Annotated in this window: 23 protein-coding genes; 15 read left to right on the top strand and 8 right to left on the bottom strand. The window is 68.4% G+C overall.

Going from position 1 to position 22,874, the window contains the following annotated elements:
- Nucleotides 1–16: 16 nt before the first annotated feature.
- Complete coding sequence (locus tag E0504_RS00110) at nucleotides 17–1,609, bottom strand: cisplatin damage response ATP-dependent DNA ligase (protein WP_131620744.1); 1,593 nt, start codon at nucleotides 1,607–1,609, stop codon at nucleotides 17–19.
- A gap of 90 nt (nucleotides 1,610–1,699) precedes the next feature.
- Here E0504_RS00110 and E0504_RS00105 point away from each other — a divergent pair, with 90 nt between their 5' ends.
- On the top strand, nucleotides 1,700–1,996 hold the full coding sequence (locus E0504_RS00105) for a hypothetical protein (RefSeq protein ID WP_207912026.1): 297 nt from the start codon (nucleotides 1,700–1,702) through the stop codon (nucleotides 1,994–1,996).
- Between the two features lie 31 nt (nucleotides 1,997–2,027).
- On the opposite strand, the gene E0504_RS00100 is transcribed toward E0504_RS00105, so the two are convergent.
- The 5 genes from E0504_RS00100 to E0504_RS00080 all read right to left on the bottom strand — a co-directional run bounded on the left by E0504_RS00100 (nucleotide 2,028) and on the right by E0504_RS00080 (nucleotide 8,372).
- Nucleotides 2,028–3,032 carry a ligase-associated DNA damage response exonuclease gene (locus E0504_RS00100; RefSeq protein ID WP_131620740.1) on the bottom strand — a complete coding sequence of 335 codons (1,005 nt, stop codon included), beginning with the start codon at nucleotides 3,030–3,032 and terminating at the stop codon, nucleotides 2,028–2,030.
- A gap of 54 nt (nucleotides 3,033–3,086) precedes the next feature.
- Nucleotides 3,087–4,580 (bottom strand): ABC transporter permease, encoded by a 1,494-nt coding sequence (locus E0504_RS00095; RefSeq protein ID WP_131620738.1) that lies wholly within the window; start codon nucleotides 4,578–4,580, stop codon nucleotides 3,087–3,089.
- Nucleotides 4,577–5,512 (bottom strand): ABC transporter ATP-binding protein, encoded by a 936-nt coding sequence (locus tag E0504_RS00090; protein ID WP_131620736.1) that lies wholly within the window; start codon nucleotides 5,510–5,512, stop codon nucleotides 4,577–4,579. Before E0504_RS00090 ends, E0504_RS00095 begins: the two co-directional genes overlap by 4 nt.
- Nucleotides 5,513–5,616: 104 nt before the next feature.
- Complete coding sequence (gene clpA / locus E0504_RS00085; RefSeq protein ID WP_131620734.1) at nucleotides 5,617–7,998, bottom strand: ATP-dependent Clp protease ATP-binding subunit ClpA; 2,382 nt, start codon at nucleotides 7,996–7,998, stop codon at nucleotides 5,617–5,619.
- A gap of 170 nt (nucleotides 7,999–8,168) precedes the next feature.
- The gene (locus E0504_RS00080) at nucleotides 8,169–8,372 is read right to left on the bottom strand and encodes a DUF1192 family protein (protein ID WP_131620732.1); all 204 of its coding nucleotides are present in this window, start codon (nucleotides 8,370–8,372) and stop codon (nucleotides 8,169–8,171) included.
- A 120-nt stretch (nucleotides 8,373–8,492) separates the two neighbouring features.
- Here E0504_RS00080 and E0504_RS00075 point away from each other — a divergent pair, with 120 nt between their 5' ends.
- The 4 genes from E0504_RS00075 (at nucleotide 8,493) to E0504_RS00065 (ending at nucleotide 12,282) form a co-directional block, all read left to right on the top strand.
- A complete protein-coding gene (locus tag E0504_RS00075) occupies nucleotides 8,493–9,503 on the top strand; it encodes an NAD(P)H-quinone oxidoreductase (protein ID WP_131620730.1) in 1,011 nt (336 codons plus the stop codon).
- 77 nt (nucleotides 9,504–9,580) lie between these two features.
- Nucleotides 9,581–9,733, top strand: a complete 153-nt coding sequence (locus E0504_RS50140; RefSeq protein WP_165938355.1) for a hypothetical protein — start codon at nucleotides 9,581–9,583, stop codon at nucleotides 9,731–9,733.
- Between the two features lie 86 nt (nucleotides 9,734–9,819).
- A complete protein-coding gene (locus E0504_RS00070; RefSeq protein ID WP_131620728.1) occupies nucleotides 9,820–10,524 on the top strand; it encodes a DUF1013 domain-containing protein in 705 nt (234 codons plus the stop codon).
- 60 nt (nucleotides 10,525–10,584) lie between these two features.
- Entirely contained in the window at nucleotides 10,585–12,282 is a 1,698-nt protein-coding gene (locus E0504_RS00065; protein ID WP_131620726.1) for a long-chain fatty acid--CoA ligase, read from the top strand.
- Here E0504_RS00065 and E0504_RS00060 read toward each other — a convergent pair.
- Both E0504_RS00060 and E0504_RS00055 read right to left on the bottom strand, forming a co-directional pair.
- Nucleotides 12,279–12,710, bottom strand: a complete 432-nt coding sequence (locus E0504_RS00060) for a polymer-forming cytoskeletal protein (RefSeq protein ID WP_131620724.1) — start codon at nucleotides 12,708–12,710, stop codon at nucleotides 12,279–12,281. The two genes, E0504_RS00065 and E0504_RS00060, sit on opposite strands and share 4 nt — an antisense overlap.
- Nucleotides 12,658–13,812 carry a M23 family metallopeptidase gene (locus E0504_RS00055; RefSeq protein WP_131620722.1) on the bottom strand — a complete coding sequence of 385 codons (1,155 nt, stop codon included), beginning with the start codon at nucleotides 13,810–13,812 and terminating at the stop codon, nucleotides 12,658–12,660. The genes E0504_RS00060 and E0504_RS00055 overlap by 53 nt, the downstream gene beginning before the upstream one ends.
- 255 nt (nucleotides 13,813–14,067) lie before the next feature.
- Between E0504_RS00055 and E0504_RS00050 the strand changes: the two genes are divergently transcribed.
- From E0504_RS00050 to E0504_RS00005, 10 genes are all read left to right on the top strand, one after another.
- Nucleotides 14,068–15,339 carry a glutamate-5-semialdehyde dehydrogenase gene (locus E0504_RS00050; RefSeq protein WP_131620720.1) on the top strand — a complete coding sequence of 424 codons (1,272 nt, stop codon included), beginning with the start codon at nucleotides 14,068–14,070 and terminating at the stop codon, nucleotides 15,337–15,339.
- A 26-nt stretch (nucleotides 15,340–15,365) separates the two neighbouring features.
- Nucleotides 15,366–16,421 (top strand): aldo/keto reductase, encoded by a 1,056-nt coding sequence (locus E0504_RS00045; protein ID WP_131620718.1) that lies wholly within the window; start codon nucleotides 15,366–15,368, stop codon nucleotides 16,419–16,421.
- A gap of 2 nt (nucleotides 16,422–16,423) precedes the next feature.
- Complete coding sequence (locus tag E0504_RS00040; protein ID WP_131620716.1) at nucleotides 16,424–17,056, top strand: nicotinate-nucleotide adenylyltransferase; 633 nt, start codon at nucleotides 16,424–16,426, stop codon at nucleotides 17,054–17,056.
- A 398-nt stretch (nucleotides 17,057–17,454) separates the two neighbouring features.
- On the top strand, nucleotides 17,455–17,880 hold the full coding sequence (rsfS, locus tag E0504_RS00035) for a ribosome silencing factor (RefSeq protein WP_243657373.1): 426 nt from the start codon (nucleotides 17,455–17,457) through the stop codon (nucleotides 17,878–17,880).
- Nucleotides 17,881–17,935: 55 nt separating this feature from the next.
- The gene (locus E0504_RS00030) at nucleotides 17,936–18,367 is read left to right on the top strand and encodes a 23S rRNA (pseudouridine(1915)-N(3))-methyltransferase RlmH (RefSeq protein ID WP_131620714.1); all 432 of its coding nucleotides are present in this window, start codon (nucleotides 17,936–17,938) and stop codon (nucleotides 18,365–18,367) included.
- Between the two features lie 10 nt (nucleotides 18,368–18,377).
- Nucleotides 18,378–19,595 (top strand): murein hydrolase activator EnvC, encoded by a 1,218-nt coding sequence (locus E0504_RS00025; protein WP_207912024.1) that lies wholly within the window; start codon nucleotides 18,378–18,380, stop codon nucleotides 19,593–19,595.
- A gap of 102 nt (nucleotides 19,596–19,697) precedes the next feature.
- Entirely contained in the window at nucleotides 19,698–21,062 is a 1,365-nt protein-coding gene (locus tag E0504_RS00020) for a S41 family peptidase (protein ID WP_131620710.1), read from the top strand.
- The gene (locus E0504_RS00015) at nucleotides 21,062–21,532 is read left to right on the top strand and encodes a disulfide bond formation protein B (RefSeq protein ID WP_131620708.1); all 471 of its coding nucleotides are present in this window, start codon (nucleotides 21,062–21,064) and stop codon (nucleotides 21,530–21,532) included. Before E0504_RS00020 ends, E0504_RS00015 begins: the two co-directional genes overlap by 1 nt.
- On the top strand, nucleotides 21,529–22,050 hold the full coding sequence (locus tag E0504_RS00010; protein ID WP_131620706.1) for a demethoxyubiquinone hydroxylase family protein: 522 nt from the start codon (nucleotides 21,529–21,531) through the stop codon (nucleotides 22,048–22,050). The genes E0504_RS00015 and E0504_RS00010 overlap by 4 nt, the downstream gene beginning before the upstream one ends.
- Before the next feature lie 86 nt (nucleotides 22,051–22,136).
- Entirely contained in the window at nucleotides 22,137–22,709 is a 573-nt protein-coding gene (locus E0504_RS00005) for a hypothetical protein (RefSeq protein WP_131620704.1), read from the top strand.
- The last annotated feature ends 165 nt before the right edge of the window (nucleotides 22,710–22,874 follow it).

Raw genomic sequence — 22,874 nt, 5'->3', positions numbered from 1 at the left:
GTCGCGTAGTCGCGGGTCAGTCCTTGATCAACGCCTTCAGCGCATCCAGCCGGTCGGCTTCGTGCGGCGGCTTGTCCCACCGCACCCGGTGGACCCGCGGGAAGCGCATCGCGAGGCCTGACTTGTGGCGCTTGCTCTCGTGCACCGAATCGAACGCCAGTTCGAACACCAGGCTGCGGTCGGTCTCGCGGACGGGGCCGAAGCGGTTCACCGTGTGAGTGCGCACGTGGCGGTCGATTTTCTTCAGCTCCTCGTCGGTGAAGCCGGAATAGGCCTTCCCCACCGGCAGCAGCTCGGCGCCCGCATCGGGGTCGCCGTCCCAGCAGCCGAAGGTATAGTCCGAATAGAAGCTCGATCGCTTCCCGCTACCGCGCTGGGCGTACATCAGCACCGCGTCGATCAGCAGCGGGTCACGCTTCCACTTGTACCACAAGCCCACCTTGCGTCCGGCGATGTAGGGCGAATCGCGGCGCTTGAGCATCAGCCCTTCGATCGCCTCGTCACGCGTGCCGGCGCGGATCTGGCCGAGCTGTTCGAAGTCGGTGGCCTCGATCACTTGGCTGAGATCGAAGTGCGAGACCGGCAGGCGCGGCATCAGCGCCTCTAGCGCCTCGCGCCGTTCGGCCCACGGACGCTCTCGCAATTCCTGTCCTTCCAGGATCAGCACGTCGTACAGCCGCACGAACGCTGGGTATTCGCTGAGCATTTTCTTGGCGACGACCTTGCGCCCAAGCCGCTGCTGCAACGCGTTGAAGCTGGCCGCGCCCCCTTCTTCGCCGCCCTGGTGGCTCCCGCGCACCAGCAGTTCGCCGTCGAGCACCGCGTCCATCGGCAGGATGTCGAGCAGTTCGGGGAAGGTGCCCGAAATGTCGTCCCCGCCGCGCGAATAGAGCCGCGTTTCGCCCCCCATCCGGACGAGTTGGACCCGGATGCCGTCCCACTTCCACTCCGCGGCATAGTCGGCCAGATCGACCACGGTTTCCTCGAGCGGGTGCGCCAGCATGAATGGCCGAAAGGTCGGCATGTTCGCGGTGTCGGGCGCGGCATGGCCGTGTGCGCCCCAGTTGAACAACGGCTCGTACGGCGGGGTGAGGCCGTGCCAGTGCTCCTCGACCTCCTCCACCGTCACATCGAAGGCCTGAGCGAAGGCGACCTTGGCGAGCCGGCTGGAGATGCCGATCCGCATTGCACCGGTGGCTAGCTTTAGAAGCGCATAGCGGCCCGACGGATCAAGCCGATCGAGCAGCGCGGGCAGTTCGCTCAGCACCGACTTGCGGGTCATGGCCGTCAGCAGCTCTACCGCCTCGGTGACGGTCGGCGGGGAAGAGGGTACCTCGGGCGCGGGCCACAGCAGGCTGGCGGTCTCCGCGGTATCGCCGACAAAGTCGCGGCTCAGAGTCCACAGCACCGGATCGACCCGCTCCATCAGCAGGTTGCGGATCGTGCTAGACTTGACCGCGGGAAAATCGAGCCCGTCAGTCAGCGCGGCCAGCGCCCAGCCGCGGTCGGGGTCGGGCGCGGCGCGCAGGTACTCGGCGATCAGCCGCAGTTTCTCGTTGCGGCTGCGAGTGTAGACCAGCGCATCGATGAGGGCGGCGAGTTCTTCCATCTAGGCAGCCGCGCCCGGGCGCGGTAATGTCGGCGCAAATCCCGGCGACCGTCGCGCGGGGCCGATTCCAGAGGATTTCCTGATATGCGCATGCTTCTTGCCGCCGCCGCCCTGGTGCTTGCTCCCGCCGCCGCGCAGGCGGACGATGCCGCCCCGACTGCCGAAGCAGCCACCGCGCGGCTCAACCTCGACACCCCGGTCGAGACGATCGTGGCCGATCCGGCGGGCAAGGCGGCGCTCGATGCCAATCTGCCGGGCCTGACCACGCACCAGCATTACGAGCATCTCAAGGGCATGAGCCTGCGGATGATCGCGTCGATGGCGCCCGACCAGCTGACGGCGGAAATGCTGGCGAAGGCCGAAACGAGCCTCGCCGCGATCAAGTGATCCCGCCGGGATCGACGCGGGGGCTGCGGCCTCAGTCATCCTCGTCCTCGTAGCCGACCAGCGCCAGCGCCCGCGCGCGGCGCTGGTGGAGCTGGTGCCAGCGCAGCAGCGCTTCCTCGCGCCCATGGGTGATCCAGGTCTCCTGCGGGTTCACCTCCTGCACGGTGCGGGTAAGCTCGCCCCAGTCGGCGTGGTCGGAGATGACCAGCGGCAGCTCCACGTTCCGCTGACGCGCGCGCTGGCGCACCCGCATCCAGCCCGATGCCATCGCGGTGATCGGATCAGGTAGCCGCCGGCTCCACCGATCATTGAGCGCGCCCGGCGGGCACATGACCACGTGGCCGCGCATCTCGTCCTTGGTCGCCTCGCTGACCAGCTTGAGCTCGCCCAGATCGACGCCGAATTCTTCGTAGAGGCGGCACATGTTGACCAGGGCTCCGTGGAGATAGATCGGCGCGTGATGCCCGGCGGCACGCAGTTCGGCGATTACCCGCTGCGCCTTGCCCAAAGCGTACGCGCCAACCAGCACGCAGCGGTCGGGATGCGCTGCCAGGCGGCCCAGCAGCTTGGCCATCTCCTCGCCGATCGGCGGGTGGCAAAACAGGGGCAGGCCGAAGGTCGCCTCGGTGATGAAGATATCGCACGGAGTGACTTCGAACGGTGGGCAGGTGGGGTCCGGCCGCCGCTTGTAATCGCCGGTCACCACTACTCGCTCGCCGGCATGCTCGAGCAGGATTTGCGCGCTGCCGAGGACGTGTCCGGCCGGCACGTAGGTCGCGTCGACTCCGCCGGGCAGGCGGATGGTTTCGCCATAAGCGACCGGGGTGGCGCCATCGCGCGTGGCATAGCGCAGGTCCATGATCGCCAGTGTCTCAGGGGTCGCGACGGTCTGTCCATGCCCGCCGCGCGCATGATCGGCGTGGCCGTGCGTGACCAGCGCGCGATCGACCGCGCGCGAGGGGTCGATCCACGCATCCGCCGGCACGACATGAATGCCCCACGGTTCGGGCCTGATCCAGGAAAACGGCGGGGGCACGCCCGATTCAAGCGCGGGGGCGCCAACCCGTTCCCGCGCTTCGTATCGGACGGTCTATTCCGTCGTGGGCCGCAGCCGCTCCATCAGCATTTTGAGGCCCGGCTTCTGTCCTTGCGCGAGCAGGCTGGCGCGGAACAGGCGGCCGAGGAAGATCACCTCCAGCGCGATGAACGCGGTCAGCACCACGCCCGCGCCGATCAGCTCGGCGGTGGGAATGCCCATGCCCAGCCGCGCGAGCACCGCGAACGGGGTCCAGATCGGCACCCAGGTCAGGACCTGCACCATTGGCCCTGAATTGCCGGCGATGATCGCCTGCATCAGGAATGTGACCGGCAGCAGGATCGCGAGCAGCACCGGCATCAGGAAACCTTGCGCTTCGCTCATCGTGTCGGCCATCGCGCCGATCGCGACGAACACGATCGAGATCGCGATGTAGCCCGCGATGAAGAAGAAGATCAGCGTGGCGATCGCGCCGGGAGACGTAACCGGGGCGAGCGCGGGGCGGATCAGGTCGGCGATGGCGCCATGGGTGGCGAACGCCACCACCGCGCCGGTGCCCAGCCACACGGCGAGCATCGACAGCCCGATCGCCAGCGCGCCCAGCAGCTTGCCGTACATCAGCTCTTCCGGCGTGATGCACGCGAGGATCGATTCGAGCAGCTTCTTCGACCGTTCCTCGATCGAACCCTGCAGCATCCAGCTGCCCGACAGCATCAGCCCCATCATCAGGATATAGGCGAGCGCCAGCGGCACGATCGAGCGCACCAGCATCGCCTCCTTGCCCCCGCCCCCGGGCGGCGGCGTCGTGACGGCGATCGCCGGCGCTGCGGCCTGCACCGCCGCGGCGGCTTGCGCAGACATCCCGCCATCGGCCAGCAACCGCTGACGCAGATCGGCGGTGAGGGTGTCCTGCAGCGAGGTGACGAAATCGGTATCGGGCCGCTCGTTGGCCCATAACCGGACGGTCGGGTCCGCGGGGTACTGCGATCCCACCAGCACGACCAGGTCGGCGTGGTCGGTAGTGCTGTCGTCAGCCTCCAGCGCGCGGTCCACCGCGGCCTGGAGCTGCGGCCCCTGCGCCGCCACCAGCGAGGCAGGCGGAGCGACGAAGGCATAACGCGGCGGATCGGCCTCGAATGCCGGAGTGTCCTCGGCCTTTACCCGATCGATGCTGGCGATCGCGGCATCCACGCCGCCGGCAGCGCGGAACGCGGCGACGTCGACGGGCGTGTACCACCGGTCGTGCGCCGCCCACGGCGCCTGCGGGTCGGCCTTCTCCAGCCCGTGGCGGCGAACGTAACGCGACAGCGCGGCGAGCACTTCGCGATCATGCTCGACCGCGAACCGCTGCTCCAGCGCGGTGCGCGCGGTGCCGCCGGCGCGGTCGATCATCATCACCTTCATCGGATCGCGGTCTTCCAGCCGCTCGCCCAGGATCGGCCCCAGCGCCAGCGCCGCGGGGATCAGCAGCAGGGTGAGCCAGAAGCTCTTGAGCTGGACGACTTGGTGGAACTCGCGCCCGGCGACGAGCAGGATGTTGCGGATCATTGCGCGCGCTCCCCGGCGGTTTCGTCGGTCCCGCCGACCAGATGGACGAACACGTCGTGCAAGGTCGCGCGGCGTTCCTCGAACCGCCGCAGCGGCAGGCCGCTGGCAGTGCAGCGCTGCAGCACGTCGGCGGCGTCGACCCCGGGATCGAGGTGCAGCGAGTATTCGCTCCAGCCGTTGCCGAGATCGGCCCCCGCGCGCGCTTCCGCCACCCCTTCGATCCCGCTGATGCCGCCGGGCGCAACCGCGTCGATCCGGGCCGGCAAGGTGCCGCGCGCTTCGTCGATCGTGCCTTCAAACCGCTTGCGCCCCTTGCGCAGCAGCAGGATGCGGTCGCACAATCGCTCGGCGTGCTGCATCACGTGGGTGGAAAAGATCACCGCCGCGCCGCCCTTGGCCGCGTTGACGATCTCGTCCTCCAGCAGCTGCTGGTTGACCGGGTCGAGGCCCGAGAACGGCTCGTCCAGGATCAGCAATTGCGGGCGGTTGACGATCGCGGTGGCGAGCTGGACCTTCTGCGCCATGCCTTTCGACATCTCGGAGATCTTCGCTTTCGCCCGGTCGCCCAGGTCGAACCGCTGGAGCAGCTCCAGCCCATGCGCCTTGGCCTCGGCCGCCGGCATCTGCTTCATTCGCCCGAAATAGGTGATCGCGTCGATCGCGCTCATGTTGCCATAGAGCCCGCGCTCTTCGGGGAGGAAGCCGATGGCGGCGGTATTGCGCCGGTCGGGCGCGCCGCCCAGTACTTCGATCCGTCCGCTGGTCGGCCGGATGATGTCGAGCACCATGCGCAAGGTGGTGGTCTTGCCGGCGCCGTTGCCGCCGAGGAAGCCGTAAATCTCCCCCGGTTCGACCGCGAAGCTGAGGTCATCGACCGCCAGCACGTCGGCGAAACGCTTGGTCAGCGCCTCGACCTTCAGAACACTCGTCATCGTCCGACCCCCCACCTGTCAGGTGCAGGGGGTAAAGGATCAGGCGCGACATGCCAATCGCGCCCGACCGCCGGCCGACCTCAGCCGACCGGCGTCATGCGGGATCAGTTGTTCTCGCCGGCCTCTTCGCTGTCGCTGGTCTCGTCAGCGGGCTTGTCCTTGGCGGTGGGATTGCCCTTGCCGGGTTTCGCCTTTGCGGGCTTGGCCTTGGGCGGGGCGGGCGTGAGTTCGAACGCCGGCTGGTTGTCCTTCAGGCTCACGTGCACCTCGCCGCCATCCGACAGCTTGCCGAACAGCAGTTCTTCGGCGAGCGGCTGCTTGATCTTCTCCTGGATCAGGCGCGCCATCGGGCGAGCACCGTAGAGCTTGTCGTACCCCTTGTCGGCCAGCCATGCGCGCGCATCGCTGTCGAACTGGATGTGGACGTTCTGGTCGGCCAGCTGCAGCTCCAGCTGGAGGATGAACTTGTCCACGACCCGCGCCACCGTCTCGCGGCCGAGATAAGTGAACGGCACGATCGCATCGAGGCGGTTGCGGAATTCGGGCGAGAACATCTTCTTCACCGCGTCTTCCTGCGCGTCTTCCTTGCTGACATCGCCGAACCCGATGCCCTGACGCGCCATGTCGGACGCGCCGGCATTGGTGGTCATGATCAGCACCACGTTGCGGAAATCGACCGTCTTGCCGTGGTGATCGGTCAGGCGGCCGTTATCCATCACCTGCAACAGGATGTTGAACAGGTCGGGGTGCGCCTTCTCGATCTCGTCCAGCAGCAGGATGCTGTGCGGCTGCTGGTCGACCGCGTCGGTCAGCAGGCCACCCTGATCGTAGCCGACATAGCCCGGAGGCGCGCCGATCAGGCGGCTGACGCTGTGGCGCTCCATGTATTCCGACATGTCGAACCGCTGCAGCGGGATGCCCATGATACTGGCAAGCTGGCGCGCGACCTCGGTTTTGCCGACGCCGGTGGGACCTGAGAACAGGAACGAGCCGATCGGCTTGTCCGGATCGCGCAGGCCCGCGCGGGACAGCTTCATCGCGGTCGACAGCTTCTTCACCGCGGCGTCCTGGCCATAGACGACCTGCTTCAGGTCGCGCTCCAGATGCTCCAACGCCTTCTTGTCGTCGCTCGACACGCTCTTGGGCGGGATGCGCGCCATCGTCGCGATGACCTGCTCGATCTCGCGCGCGGTGATCTTCTTCTTCCGCTTCGACGGCGGCACCAGCATCTGCATCGCGCCCACTTCGTCGATCACGTCGATCGCCTTGTCGGGCAGCTTGCGGTCGTTGATGTACCGCGCCGACAGCTCGACCGCGGTCTTGATCGCGTCGGGGGTGTAGACGACCTTGTGGTGCTCCTCGAACGCGCTGCGCAGGCCTTTCAGGATCTTGACCGTGTCTTCCACCGTCGGCTCGTTCACGTCGATCTTTTGGAACCGGCGCAACAGCGCGCGATCCTTTTCGAAGTGGTTGCGGAACTCCTTGTAAGTGGTCGAACCGATGCAGCGGATCGTCCCGCCGCTCAGCGCCGGCTTCAACAGGTTGGACGCGTCCATCGCCCCGCCGCTGGTGGCGCCGGCGCCGATCACCGTGTGGATCTCGTCGATGAACAGCACCGCGTGCGGCATCTTTTCCAGTTCATTGACGACCTGCTTCAGCCGCTCCTCGAAATCGCCGCGATAGCGGGTGCCAGCGAGCAGCGCGCCCATGTCGAGGCTGTAGATGACCGCTTCGGCCAGCACCTCGGGCACCTGACCCTCGACGATCTTGCGCGCCAGCCCTTCGGCGATGGCGGTCTTGCCGACGCCGGGATCGCCCACATAGAGCGGGTTGTTCTTCGACCGGCGGCAGAGGATCTGCACCGTGCGGTCGACCTCCGGCCCGCGACCGATCAGCGGATCGACCTTCCCGTTCTTGGCCTTTTCGTTGAGATTGACGGTGAACTGGTCGAGCGCGGAGCCTTCCTTGCCCTTCGCCTCGGCCTTGTCCGCCGCCGGGCTTTCGCCCGCGCCCGACCCCTGCGGCGGCTTTCCGTCGGCCTGCTTGCCCCCCTTCCCGATGCCGTGGCTGATGAAGCTAACCGCGTCGAGCCGGCTCATGTCCTGCTGCTGGAGGAAATAGACCGCGTAGCTGTCGCGTTCGGAAAACAGCGCGACCAGCACGTTGGCGCCGGTGACGGTATCCTTGCCCGACGACTGGACGTGAAGGATCGCGCGCTGAATGACCCGCTGGAACCCGGCGGTGGGCTGGGGATCGCCATCGTCGGCGGTTTCCAGCTTCTGATATTCCTCGTCGAGATAGCGGCGCACCACGTCGCTCAGTTCGGCGACATCGACCCCGCACGCGGCCATCACCTGCGCGGCGTCCTCGTCGTCGATCAGCGCGAGCAACAGGTGCTCGAGCGTCGCGTATTCGTGATGCCGCTCCGCCGCGCCGGCCAGGGCGGCGTGGAGGGTCTTTTCGAGGTTCTGGGCGAAACTGGGCATTCGGGTTCTTTCGCTTGGGACTCGCTAGCCAGGCTGGGCGAGGAAGTATGAGCGGTGATGGTTAACGGCGCTTTTACGCCTTGGACGGTGGTTCGCGCCGCACGGTGCGCCGGGGAAGCGCCTGTCCGCGATATAGGAACGGCCCCGCGCGGTTTCGAGGTCCGGCTGGATCACGTTTTCGGCGATCCGAACAAGGCGTCGGCGGCGCTGCGGTGAGCGGCCGCCCTGTCGCGGTGTGCGCGGATCCGCGCGATTTCCGCCTCCAGCAGCTCGATCCGCTCGGCCAGCTCGTCAAGCGAGGAAGGCGCCAGGTCCTCCTTCGCGAGGAGGCTCGCCGCATCGCCTTTCGGCCGGGGACGGTCGTCTGCGTCCATCACCCGCGCAGCATCGCGCCGCGGCGCGCTTGCTGTCAATGGGCGGCAAGGCTACGCGCACAGCCGCTGCAAGGTGATGTCGCTTTCACGCAACAGCTTTCGCGCAACAGGGGGGCAAGCATGGCCGCAGGGATGCCGCAGACGATGACCGCGATGGGCTTCGACGCGCCCGGCGGGCCGGACGTGTTCCGTGCCGAGGAGCTCCCCGTGCCGCAGCCGGGGCCCGACCAGGTGCTGATCCGGGTCGCCTTTGCCGGGGTCAACCGGCCCGATGTGATCCAGCGGCAAGGCTTCTACCCCCCACCGCCCGGCGCCTCGCCCATACCGGGGCTGGAGATCGCCGGGGAGATCGCCGCCATCGGGCCGAACGTGGGCCGCGAATGGCTGGGCCAGAAAGTGTGCGCGCTGGTCTCGGGCGGGGGTTATGCCGAATACTGCGTGGCGAATTTCGCCCACTGCCTGCCCGTGCCCGAGAAGGTGTCGCTGGCCGAGGCCGCCGCGCTGCCGGAAACGCTGTTCACCGTGTGGCACAACGTGTTCGAACGCGGCTATGCCTGCGAGGGCGAGACTTTGCTGGTCCACGGCGGCACCAGCGGGATCGGCACGATGGCGATCCAGCTCGCCAAGGCGTTCGGGCTGACGGTGATCACCACCGCCGGATCGAGCGGGAAGTGCGATGCGGCGCTGGCGCTCGGCGCCGACCGCGCGATCAATTACCGCGAGGAGGATTTCGTCGCCGAGGTGAAGACCTTCACCGGCGGCAAGGGGGTCAACGTGGTGCTCGACATGGTGTCGGGCGACTACGTGCCGCGCAACCTCGCCTGCCTGGCGGAGGAGGGCCGGCACGTCACGATCGCGGTGCTCGGCGGCTTGCAAGCGACGATCAACATGGCGCAGGTGATGAGCAAGCGCCTGACGCTGACCGGCTCCACCCTGCGCGCCCGGCCCGACGCGTTCAAGGCGCTGCTGGCCGACGAGATCGCCCGCACCGCCTGGCCGCTGGTGGCGGACGGCACCATCCGCCCGGTGATGGACCAGACCTTCCCGCTGACCGAAGCTGCCGCGGCCCATGCGCGAATGGAGGGCGGCGATCACATCGGCAAGATCGTGCTGGAGGTGGCGGGCGGCTGACGCGCAACTGCCATCTTGTCGCACAACTGTCCGATCCGGGCGGTATCGCGGCGGGGGAGATGAGCAGGAGACGTGCGATGCTGCAGGATTGGGCAAAAGGACCGGTCGGCAATACCCCCGCGACCATCGTCGGCGGCGCGAAGCGGGAAACGCTGGCGGAGGTGATGGTGCGCGCCTTGCGGCCCGCCCGCGCGGAGCGGCCGGGCAGGGAGATGACGCGCGCCGCCTAAAGCTTGCGGAGAGCAGCGGCATCGCCTAGATCGGTCCCCACATGGCCGCCCCGCGAGGGGCGGCCCTTTTATTTCAGGACCCGCACATGGCCGACCAACCCACTCCGCTGATGCCCCATGCCACCGCCACCTGGCTGGTCGACAACACCGCGCTCTCGTTCGAACAGATCGCCCAGTTCTGCGGGCTGCACATCCTCGAAGTTCAGGCGATGGCGGACGATCTCGCCGGTTCGAAGTACACCGGCCGCGACCCGGTCCATGCGGGCGAGCTGACCAACGAAGAGATCGAAAAGGGGCAGGCCGACACCGACTACCGCCTCAAGATGCACAAGGCGCCGATCGCCGTCAGCCGCACCAAGGGACCGCGGTATACTCCGGTGTCCAAGCGGCAGGACAAGCCCGACGGCATCGCCTGGATCATCAAGAACCACCCCGAGGTGTCGGATGCGCAGATCTCCAAGCTGATCGGCACCACCCGCAATACGATCACCGCGATTCGCGAGCGGTCGCACTGGAACATCTCGAACATCCAGCCGAAGGATCCGGTGACGCTGGGCCTGTGTTCGCAGCGCGAACTCGACGCGACGGTCGCCAAGGCGGCCAAGAAGGCCGGACTCGAGGAAGACGCGACCACCCGCGACGCGCGCTTTGGCAGCGACCGCGATGCGCTGATCGAGGAACTGCGCGCCGAACGCGACACCAACACCAAGTTGGCTGCCGAAGCCGCGCAGGAAGCCGAAGCCGCCGCCTGGCTCGAAGCCAAGCGCGCCACGGAGGCGGGCGCCGAGTAACCGCCGGGCTCCCCGGGGCCCTGCTTGCCAATCGGGCGCGCTTGCCCCATCCACGCTGACATGGATGTCAGCAACGGCGCGCCCGATCATTCCCCGGCCGACCATCCTGCGCCCGGGCAGTATCGTCACCCATGCGCGTGGGACACGCCGCTCTCCGAACTGACCGTCCCGCAGCTGCTGGAACGCAGCGCGGCGGCGGCACCGGATACGCCGGCGATCGACTTCGTGGGCCGGGTCTATTCCTATGCGCAGGTCTTGGACGAGGCGCGGCGCTTCGCCGCCGGCCTGACCGCGCGCGGCATCGGCAAGGGCGACCGCGTGGGGCTGTTCCTGCCCAACGTGCCGATCTACCTGTCGGCGTATTATGGCGCGATGCTGGCGGGCGCGGTGGTGGTCAATTTCTCGCCGCTCTACAGCGCGGACGAGCTAGCGCATCAGGTGGCCGATTCAGGCACGCGGCTGCTGGTGACCGTCGATGTCGCAAGCCTGCTGCCCACCGCGCTCAAGGTGCTGGACGGGTCTGCGCTGGAAACGCTCGTGGTCGGCTCGCTCGGAGCGATGCTGCCGTGGCCCAAACGGATCGCGCTTAAGCTGCTCGGCCGCAAGAGTCTGGCGACCGTTCCAGACCGTGCCGACGTGCTGCTTTGGGCAGCGATGCTCCGCCCGGCGACCGGCAATCTGCCCCCTGTCGCGCCCACCGACCTTGCCTTGCTGCAATACACCGGCGGCACCACCGGGCGGCCCAAGGGCGCGATGCTGACGCACGCCAACCTCGCAGCTAACGCGCAGCAGGTGATCGCGATCGATCCGTTCGAGGAGCGCGACACGATCCTGGGCGTGCTGCCGCTGTTCCACGTGTTCGCCAACACCTGCGTGCTCAATCGCACGATCCTGAATGGCGGATGCATCGCGATGCTGCCGCGCTTCGTCCCGGGGCAGGCGCTCAAGACGCTCGGCCGCACCAGCGCCAATGCGTTTCCGGGGGTGCCGACGATGTACCAGGCGCTGCTGGACGATCCGGCGATCGGCAGGACCGACTTCTCCTCCCTCCGTGTGTGCATCTCGGGCGGGGCGCCCTTGCCGGCGCCGGTACACGAGAAATGGGAGGCGGCGACCGGATCCCGGCTGGTCGAAGGCTATGGCCTGACCGAAAGCTCGGGCGTGGTGTCCACCAACCCGTATGAAGGCGAGCGCCGGGCCGGCACCATCGGCCAGGTGCTGCCGCACACCCGCGTGCGGCTGCTCGACAAGGAAGACCCCACCCGCAGCGCCCCCGCCGGCGAGCCGGGTGAACTCGTCGTCGCCGGACCGCAGATCATGCAAGGGTACTGGAACAGGCCGGAAGCCGCTGCCGCCGCCTTTGCGGAAATCGACGGTGTCCGCTGGCTGCGCACCGGAGATGTCGCGGTGATCGACGCGGACGGCTTCATCACGATCGTCGACCGGATCAAGGACATGATCGCGGTCGGCGGGTTCAAGGTCTTCCCAAGCCAGGTCGAGGCGGTTTTGCTGCAGCATCCGGCCGTCAAGGAAGCGCTCGTGCTCGGCCTGCCCGATGCGTACCTGGGCGAGATGCCGCGCGCCTACGTGACGCTGGCCGATGACGCGGTTGCTGAGCCGGAGGAGCTGGCCACATGGCTCAATGCCCGCGTCGGCAAGCACGAGCGGGTCAGCAGCGTGGTGATCCGCGACGAACTGCCCAAGACGATGATCGGCAAGCTCGATCGCAAGGCGCTCAGGGCCGAGGTATCGGCCTAGCTCGCCAGCGTCAGCGTCGGCGCGCTACCATCGTCGGCCTTTACGGCCTTGGCTGGCACCCGGTGAGCGAATCGGCCTTCCACTTCGGCGCCCTGCTCGATGGTCAGCGCGTCGTAATGCACGTCGCCGTTGATCCGGGCCGATCGCAGCACGACCAGTTCGCGCGCGGTGATCGAACCGCTGACGGTGCCGGCCAGCCGCGCCGTCTCGGCGGTGATGCCGCCTTCGATGTGGCTGCCTTCACCCTGCACCAGCGACGCGCACTGGATGTCGCCTTCGATCCGGCCATCGACGTGAAGGTCCACACTGGCGGTCACATCGCCCTTGATCACCACATCGCTGCCGATGATCGAGAAGGTCGATCCGCTGGCCGGTCTAGCCACGGGCTGGCTCGTCGGATTGTACTCGTCGGGCTTCTTTGAGAACATGGGGCGCTGCCTCCAGGAAGGGGCGCGGGTTCACCGCGCGGTCGTTGACACGCACTTCGAAATGCAGGTGGGGACCGGTCGAGCGGCCGGTCGAACCGATCGCGCCGATCACGTCGCCGGGAGAAACATCCTGCCCCACGCGCGAGCGAAAGGCGGACATGTGGGCATAACGCGTGACCATGCCGTTACCGTGGGCGATCTCGACCACGTTACCATAGCCCTGTTTCTGGCCGACGAAGCTGACCCGGCCCTTGGCCGCGGCATAGATCGGCGCGCCCAGCGGGCCGCGGAAATCGAGGCCGGAGTGCATCGCCGCCTCGCCGGTGAACGGATCGCGCCGCATGCCATAGCTGGAGGTGAGCATCTCGACATTGGCGGGCCGGTACTGCGGGATTCCCGCCAGGCTGCGGTCGAGCGCCTCCATGCGGGCAAGGCTGGCGCCCAGCCGCTGGAACCGCGGATCGATCGACCCGTCGCTGCTGGTCGACAGCCGCTGCAGCGGACCACCCATCGCGGAGCGTCCGGCGGCGCGAACCATGGCATTGGGGTCAAGCCCCAGTTGCCGGATCGCGCGCGAGGTGCGTTCCGCGCGGCGGTCGGCGTAACGGGTCAGGCGCTCCACGAAGGCGAGCTGGCGCGCTTCGATCCGAGCGAGGGCGCCCGCTTCGGGAATGAGCGCGCTCACCTTGGCGACGGTCTTGTCCGCCTCGCCGGCGGAATCGGTCACCGTTTCGCCGTCGCGCGCATCAGCGGGCAGCGAATCGACCATCTCCTCGATGAAAGCCTGGCGTTTTTCCAGATCGCTGGCGACGGCGCCGATGTCCTGGCGGTACGCACCGACGCGCTCCTCCGCCTGGGCGACGGTGGCCTCGCGCTCCAGCAGCGACAGCCGGTCGGCGGCGGCATGGTATTGCAGCCAGCCCATCACGGCCAGCGACAGGCCCCAGGCCAGCAGTGCAGCCAGCACAATACTGGCGGCGATCATCTGCCCGCGGGCAGTGATCTTGATAAAGCGAACCTGTCCCTGCGACCGCATGATGAACTCGCGGTCGGGAAACCAGGCGCGCAGGCGGGTCAAAGCGCCGCCGGCGACAAAATTCATGTGAGGTACGACCCCTATGTCCCGTTCTTATCCCGACGGGGCCGCTACCCAAGGATTCATCCAGCGTCGAATCGAGACTGCCGGAGTCGGGGCGGAACGGGTGAGTCGTGCGACCAACGGACTCATTCGCCGAAATTTATCCCTCCGTGAGCGGGAACCAAACTCACTATCCATTGTTGCGCCGCCCCTTTTTGCCGACGAGCAACAGCCAATTTGCCGCCTGACAGCACGCCGCCCGCCTGCTAGCTGCGCGCCATGGCTGACGCCGCTCCTTCGCTGTCGTGCGATGCCCTGGTGGCAGCGCTGGCGCATGGCGGACGCGTGGCGCAATCAGCGCTTGCCGGGCTCGACGACAGCGCGCGTGCCGCTGCGCTGGCGGCGGCGGCGGCCGCGCTGCGGCAGGATGAGGCCGAGATCCTCGCCGCCAATGCCGAGGACTGCGCCGCCGGCGAGGCTGCCGGACTGACCGCGGCTCTGCTGGACCGGCTGCGGCTCGATCCTGGGCGGCTCACGGCGATCGCGGACGCGGTCGAGACGGTCGCCGCGCTGCCGTCACCGTTGGGGGAGGTGATCTCGCGCGACACCCGGCCCAATGGGCTGGTGCTGGAACGGGTGCGCATTCCGATCGGGCTGATCGGGATCGTCTACGAAAGCCGCCCCAACGTGACCGTGGACGCCGCCGCGCTGTGCGTGCGCGCGGGCAACGCGGTGCTGCTGCGCGGGGGCAGCGAGGCGGCGCGCTCCAACCGCGCCCTGCACGCCGCGTTCGTGCGCGGGCTGGCGAGCGCTGGGGTGCCGGCTGAGGCAGTGCAGCTGGTGCCGACACAGGACCGCGCGGCGGTGGGCGCGATGCTGGCGGCCGCCGGGCTGATCGACATGATCGTGCCGCGCGGCGGCAAGAGCCTGGTGGCGCGGGTCCAGGCCGATGCGCGGGTGCCGGTGCTCGCGCATCTCGACGGGCTGTGCCACACCTATGTCCACGCCGCCGCCGATCCGGCGAAGGCGCGCAGCATCGCGCTTGACGCCAAGCTGCGCCGCACCGGCATCTGCGGGGCGATGGAGACGCTGCTGGTCGATGCCGCTTACCCCGATACGCCCGCGCTGCTCGGCGCCCTGATCGACGCGGGCTGCGCACTGCGCGGAGACGCCCGGGCCCAGGCCATCGACCCGCGCATCGCGCCGGCCGCGCCCGAAGACTGGGACACCGAATACCTCGACGCTGTGCTGTCGGTGGCGGTGGTCGACGGCCCCGATGACGCCATGGCGCACATCGCGGCGCACGGATCGCATCATACCGATGCCATTGTCACCGAAGACGCGGCCATGGCGGAACGTTTCCTGACCCAGGTCGATTCGGCGATCGTGATGCACAACGCCTCGTCGCAGTTCGCCGATGGGGGCGAATTCGGTCTGGGCGCGGAGATCGGCATCGCCACGGGGCGGCTCCACGCCCGCGGCCCGGTCGCGCTGGAAGGGCTGACGACCTACAAATGGCTGGTCCGCGGCGACGGACAGATACGCGGCTGACCGGCCGAGCAAACAGGAGAGCACCGATGCGCTACAACCGACTTGGATCCACCGGCCTGATCGTGTCGGAACTGTGCCTCGGCGCGATGACCTTCGGCACCGACCCGGGCATGTTCGCTGCGATCGCCGGGCTCGATCAGGACGCCTCCACCGCGCTGGTCAAGCAGTCGCTCGATGCCGGGATCAACTTCATCGACACCGCCAACGTCTATACCCGCGGGCAGTCGGAACGGTTCGTCGGCGGGGCGCTCAAGGATCTGGGCGTCAAGCGGTCCGACGTGGTGATCGCGACCAAGGCGATGGGTTCGATGGGCGAAGGACCCAACGACGCAGGCACCAGCCGCTATCACCTGCTGCACCAGATCGACGCCAGCCTGGAGCGGCTGGGGACCGACCACGTCGACCTTTACCAGATTCACGGGTGGGATTCGCAAACCCCGATGGAGGAGGCGCTGCGGGCGCTGGATGACATCGTGCGCACCGGCCGTGCGCGCTATATCGGCGTGTCGAACTGGGCCGCGTGGCAGATCATGAAGGCGCTGGGGATCAGCGAGCGGCTGGGGCTGGAGCGGTTCGCCTCGCTGCAGGCGTACTATACCATCGCCGGCCGCGACCTGGAGCGGGAGATCGTGCCGATGCTGCAGTCCGAAGGCGTCGGCCTGATGGTCTGGTCGCCGCTCGCCGGCGGGCTGCTGTCGGGCAAGTATACCCGGGGAGATGACGACAAGAGCGAAGGGGAGGGCCGCCGGGCAGTATTCGACTTCCCGGTCGTCGATACCGACCGCGCTTGGGACGTGATCGACGCCTTGCGCGCGATGGCGGACGCCAAGGGCAAGACGGTGGCGCAGCTGGCGCTCAGCTGGCTGCTCTATCAGCCGGCGGTCTCCACTGTGATCGTCGGCGCCAAGCGGGCCGACCAGCTGGCCGACAACATCGGCGCGTGCGACGTCGAGTTCACCGCCGACGAGCTGAAGCAGCTCGAAAAGCTCAGCCGCCTGCCGCGCGAGTACCCCGGCTGGATGCTCGCCCGCCAGGGCAGCTACCGCGACGAAAAGGTGTCGCCGCGCCGCCAGCCCACCTGAGGATGCGCCAGGGCAGGGCCGCGACCGGCCTTCTCGGGGGCAGCTTCAACCCCGCGCACCGGGCGCATCGGCGGATCAGCCTCGCCGCCATCGACGCGCTGGCGCTGGACGAGGTGTGGTGGTTGGTGTCGCCCGGAAATCCGCTCAAGCCCGCCGCCGGGATGGCCCCCCTCAAGGCGCGGGTCGCCTCGGCGCGGGCGGCGGCGCGGCGCGCGCCGATCCGGGTGACCGCGATCGAGCGTCAGCTCGGCACGCGCTTTACGGTCGACACCTTGCGCGCGCTGACCCGCCGCTATCCGCGCCGGCGGTTCGTGTGGATCATGGGAGCGGACAACCTCGCGCAGTTCCACCGGTGGAGACACTGGCGCGAGATCGCGCGCACCATGCCGATCGTGGTATTCGCGCGTCCCGGCTACGGCGCGGCTGCGTTCGAGGGGCCGGCGATGGCGTGGCTGCGGCGTGACCGGGTGCCGGCTCACCGGCTGGCCGCAGCGCCGGCGCCGGCGCTCGCGTGGATCGCGTTCGATCCCGACACGATTTCCGCCAGCGCGATCCGCCAGGCCGACCCGGCGTGGGCGGACCGCTATGCGTCGGCCCGGCCGCGCGACGGCGTCACCGGCCGGCTTATCGGTTAAGCAGCGGCCGCCACCAGGCTTCGTTGGTGAGATACCAGGTAAGCGTCTGCGCCAGCCCTTCATGTCCGAGATAAAGGCCCGCCTCGCCGGGCGGCCTTGCGCAACCGCGCTGACGCTGCCCGACAGCGCGATTGCAGCGCGCGCCGGCACAGGCTATGCTCCCTGCGCCGCGACGAGCCTCGCCGCGGCCCGGTAGGTCGCCGGTTTTCGACCTGGGCGAATGGAGCGCACCGGCCCTGGCATATCGGCAACTCGAACCCGCTGTCAGGGCTTTGCAAGCCGCCTTGCGCGATCGCTGCGCACGTACCATTTCGGCCGCCAGGGAAACTTCCGCGCGATGATGCGCGTTGGTTCCTTCATGCACTTCGCCCTTCATCACGGGAGCACGATCACCGCCTATGCATCAGGCGCAACCGCTGTCGGCAGCTGCCGGCGCAAGTCCGGGCCGCATGGCTCAAGCTGACACCTCCTCATCGGGCGGGGCAGGCGACCGCCTGCTCGAACTCGTGCTGAGCCAGCTCGACGACGATCAGGCGCAGGATCTCGTGGCGATTCCGCTCGCCGGCAAGTCGAGCATTGCCGATCACATGATCATCGCCTCGGGCCGGTCGACACGTCAGGTCGCGGCGATGGCGCAGAAGCTCGCTGAAAAGATCAAGCAGGGCGGCTTCGGCAACGCCCGGGTCGAAGGCCTGCCGGCCGCCGACTGGGTATTGATCGACGCGGGCGACGTGATCGTTCACCTGTTCCGTCCCGAAGTGCGCAGCTTCTACAACCTCGAACGCATGTGGGGCTTCGGCGACGAGAAGACCGGCGCCGCCTGATCCCGCAGCGAGCGGCTTGCGGCCGGGCGGTCGCAGGCCGTAATCGGCAACTTCCATGCTGTTGCACATCATCGCTCGGGGAAAGATCGGCCGCTCGCCCGAAGCGGAGTTGGTCGCGCGGTACGAGAAGCGCATCGCGTGGCCGTTCAAGCATAGCGAACTGCCCGAAACCGGCGGCAAGTCGCCCGATCCGCTGACCCCCACCCGCACCGTGCTGCTCGACGAGCGCGGCAAGCATCTGACGTCGGATGATTTCGCCGCCATCCTGGGCCGCTGGCGCGACGAAGGGGTCCGCGAAGCCCGGTTCGTGCTGGGCGCGGCGGACGGGCACTCGCACCAGGAACGCCAGCGCGCCGACCTGCTGCTGGCATTCGGGGCGATGACCTGGCCGCACCTGCTCGCCCGCGCGATGCTGGCCGAACAGCTGTACCGCGCCACCACCATCCTCGCCGGCCATCCCTATCATCGCAGCGGCGACACGCGCTAAGAGCGGGGCCGTGACACCGCGCCGTGCCTTGCCTGTCCTGCTCGCCATCGCCGCGCTGGCGGGCGGGGCCTATTCGGTCGGCGCGCAGCAGGGTGCGTATTACGGGAGTGTCGCGGATACTCGCGCCGCACTGGTGCGGGCGCAAGCCCAGGCGCGCGCGGCCGCGGGGCGGGCGAGCCGGCTGGAAGTGGAGGCAGCGGGCGTGCGCGCCTCCGCCGACAAGACCGCGCGCGAGGCCGCCGCGCTGGCCGCGCGGATCCAGGAAGCCGAAGCCGGCATCGCCGCCGCCGATGCGCGCATGGCGTTGGCCCGGAATGAACGCGCCGCGCTCGACCAGCGGCTGGCCGAGCGGCGCGAACCGCTGATCCGGCTGACCGCGGGCTTGCAGAAACTCGCCCGCCGGCCGCTGGCGGTCGCGGTGCTGCGGCCCGGGTCCTTGCGCGAAACGGTGTACATGCGGGCGATGCTGGAAAGCACCCTGCCCGAAGTGCGCCGCCGCACCGCCGCCCTGCGCGCCGAACTGGCCCGCGGCCAACAGATCGAACGGGAGGCGCAGTCTGCGCTGGCCGCGATGCAGGCGTCGGGCCGCACCCTGGCCCAACGGCGACAGGCGCTGGCGACGCTCGAATCGCGCCAGCGACTCGCGCTGCGCGCCGCCAGCGGGGCCGCCGCGCGCGAGGCCGAGCGCGCGCTGGCTCTGGCCGAGGAAGCGCGCGACCTTGACGGACTGGTCGGCACCCTGGGCAAGGCCGGCGAATTGCGGCGCCAGCTCGCGGCATTGCCGGGGCCGCTGCTGCGCCCGCCGCGGCCCGGTGCGAGCACGGTGATCGAGCCTGCGCCCGTCTCCAGCCCGGCCACGCGCCCGGCGTCGTCCTTCCAGCTGCCGGTGGCCGGACGCACGGTGGCAGGGTTCGGCGAATCCGGTGCCAGCGGCGCCGGGGTGAACGGGCTGTCGCTGGCTCCCGCGCCAGGCGCGCAAGTGGTCGCGCCGGGGGCCGGCCGCGTCGCCTTTGCGGGGCCGTTCCGCGGCTTCGACCGGATCGTGATCATCGAGCATCCCGGCGGGTTCACCAGCCTGGTAACCGGCCTTGCCCGCAGAGACGTGACGGTGGGCGAGGACGTGCTCGCCGGCGCCCCGCTGGGTGTGGCCGCGCCGGTGCGTCCGGTGATCGGGTTCGAACTGCGCCGCGGCAGCCAGCCGGTCAATCCGCTGGAATTCGTCCGCTGAACCGTCAACGCTTGTCGTCGGGCGCCGCGCCCTCATCTGGTATTCACCCGGCCTAGGCGATAGAACGCTTATCCGATCACACGTTCAGGAAACACCCGCGCCATGAAGGTTGCCGCTCTCGTCCGCTCCGCCGCTCTGGTCAGCGCCGTCGCGCTGCTGCCGGCGACCACCGCTGGCCTCGCCCAGGTCGATGGCCGTACCGGGCCGGAGTTTGCCAAGCTGTTCGCAGTCTACCAGCGGGTCAAGGCGAGCTATGTCGAGCCGGTCGATGACGACAAGCTGATTCGCGGCGCGATCGACGGCATGCTGGCCAGCCTCGACCCGCACTCCGCCTATCTCGATGGCGGCGATCTTCAGCGGCTGGAGACGATGATCGACGGCAACTATTCGGGCCTCGGCCTGTCGGTCGTGCTCGATGACGGCGCGGTGAAGGTCGTCTCGCCGTTCAAGGGCAGCCCGGCGGACAAGATGGGCATCAAGGCGGGCGATTATATCACCCACCTCGACGGCACGCTGGTGGTCGGCGGCGAACTGGACGATGCGGTGGCCAAGATGCGCGGGCCGGCAGGCACCTCGATCCGGCTGACGATCTTCCGCCCGGGCAGCGACGATCCGTTCGATGTCACGGTCACCCGCGGCACGATCGACCTGGAACCGGTCACCAGCAAGCTGGAAGCGGGCAACATCGGCTACATCTCGGTCAACGAATTCAGCCGCGATGTCGGTTCGGATGTGTTCGCCCAGTGGCAGAAGCTGAAGCGCGATGCGGGCGGAAGCCTGGCTGGCCTGGTGCTCGACCTGCGGCAGAACCCGGGCGGCTCGCTCGACGAAGCGGTCGCCCTGTCCGACCTGTTCCTCGACAAGGGGCAGATCGTTTCCCAGCGCGGCCGCGCGCGGGGCGAATCGCTGGTCTATGATGCCGAGAGCGTGTTCAAGGGCGACATGGCCGCCGGGGTTCCGGTGGTGGTGCTGATCGATGCCGGCTCCGCCTCCGCCAGCGAGATCGTCGCCGGCGCGCTGCAGGATCACGGCCGGGCGGTGGTGATGGGCGAACGCAGCTTCGGCAAGGGCAGCGTGCAGACGCTGCTGCCGCTGGGGCAGACCGCCGCGTTGAAGCTGACCACCGCGCGCTATTTCACGCCCAAGGGCCACTCGGTGCAGGAGGGCGGGATCGATCCCGACATCGCGGTGCCGCAGCTCAGCGATCCCGACCGCGCCAAGCGCGAGAAGTTCCGCCTGCGCGAATCCGACCTGCGCGGCCACCTGGTCAACGAAGCCGCCCTGAAGGACAAGGATCTGGAAAAGGACCGCAAGGACGATCCGCGCTTCCAGGCCACCGCCGAAGAGCTGAAGGCCAAGGGGATCGAGGACTTCCAGCTCAGCTACGCGCTCGACACGCTGCGCCGCACTTCGCCCGCGGCCCTCGCCCGGAACGCCGCATCCCAGACCGGCGCGAAGAAGCGCTGATGGTGCTGACACCGCGAGAAAAGCTCGCTCAACGGCTGGCGCTCGGCGTGCCCGCGCTGCTGCTGGGCGGCGCGTACGTGTCCGAATACGGCTTCGGCCTGCATCCGTGCGAAATGTGCTGGTGGCAACGCTATCCGCACTTTGCCGCCATCGCGCTCGCCCTGCTGTCGACCGTCGCTGCCCCCCGGCGGGTGTGGATCGCGCTCGCTGCGGTGGCGCTTCTGGTGACGGGCGCGATCGGCGCGTTTCACGCGGGCGTCGAATACGGCTGGTGGGAAGGGCTGACGACCTGCAGCACGCCGAGCCTGGGTGGCGGCGATCCGCTGGAAGCGATCATGAATGCGCCGCTAGTCCGCTGCGATGAAGTGCAATGGAGCCTCGCCGGAATTTCGCTAGCCGGGTGGAATTTCCTGATCTCAACCGTTGCCGGAATAGCGATCCTGCTGTTGCTGCGCCGGAAGGACTCATGACCGAAACCTCCATCGACCGGATGATCCGGGTCGACCAGGCCGGCGAATACGGCGCCACCCGCATCTATGCCGGGCAGCTGGCGGTAATGGGCAACCGCGCGCCTCACGCGGGCGAGATCGCCGCGATGGCGCGGGCCGAAGCGGTCCACAAGGCGCGCTTCGATGCGATGATGATCGAGCGCGGGGTGCGGCCGACGGCGCTCCAGCCGTTCTGGTCGATCGCCGGGTTCGCGCTCGGCGCCGCGACCGCGCTGATCGGCCCCAAGGCGGCGATGGCCTGCACCGCGGCGGTCGAGGAGGAAATCGACAAGCACTATTCCGACCAGCTCGACGAACTGGAACGCGCCGGCGACGATCCGGAACTCACCGCCATGGTGGCCGAATTCCGCGACGACGAGCGGGAGCATCACGCCGCCGCGATCGCGGCCGGGGCGGAGAGCGCGCCGGGGTATCCATTGCTGTCGGGCGCGATCCGGCTGGGTTGCCGGGTGGCGATCCGGCTGGCGGAACGGATTTGAGGAACCGCGCCGCGGCTCCGGTCGCTTCAGTACCTGTTCAGTGCAGGTTGAACCATTTGTGCGCCAAGCAAACCAGGACAAGCACCATGATCCGCAAGCTCGCTCTTCCCCTCCTCGCCTTTGCGGCGTTGTCCGCCCCGGCCGCCGCGCAAGACACCGCAGGCGACAAGGTCCGCATGGTGATCGTATACGGCGACGATGAAGTGTCCCCGCCGCAGGGTGACGAGATCGTGGTCATCGCCCGCCTGCCTGAAGCCGACCGCTACCGCATTCCTGAAACGCTGCGTTTCTCCGATGATCCGGCCAACATGGCCTGGGCACGGCGGGTGGAACGGCTCGACATGGTCGGCGCATTCGGGACCATGTCGTGCTCGCCGGTTGGGCTGGGCGGCTTCACCGGCTGCACCCAGCAGCTGATCAACGCCGCCGCCGCCGACCGCCGCGATGGCAGCGAAGCGCGCTTTTCCGAACTCATCGCCGCCGCTCGGGCGGAGCGCCTGTCGACCATCGATGCCGATGCCGCGGCCGAACAGGCGCGGGTGGAAAGCCTGGAGAAGCAGTACATGGAAAAGCTGGAGCGCGAGCGCGACGGCGCCCTTCCGGGTGAGGATGCTTCTGCCAACGCATCTATTCCGCCAGCGCAACCACAAAAGGACTAGAATCTCTTCGGTTGATTCCTAGTTGGCGCGCGGCGCGGTTGGATTAGCCGCGCCCGATGCTCGAATACGCGAACCCGGCCGAGCGGACGTCTTCCGGGCGGTAGATATTGCGCAGGTCCACCAGCACAGGCGCCTTGGCGATTTGCTTGATCCGCGCGAAGTCGA

This window comes from Parafrankia sp. BMG5.11, assembly GCF_004337455.1.
Note: the sequence above shows the minus strand (reverse complement) of the source record. Positions and strands in the feature narration are given on the sequence as shown.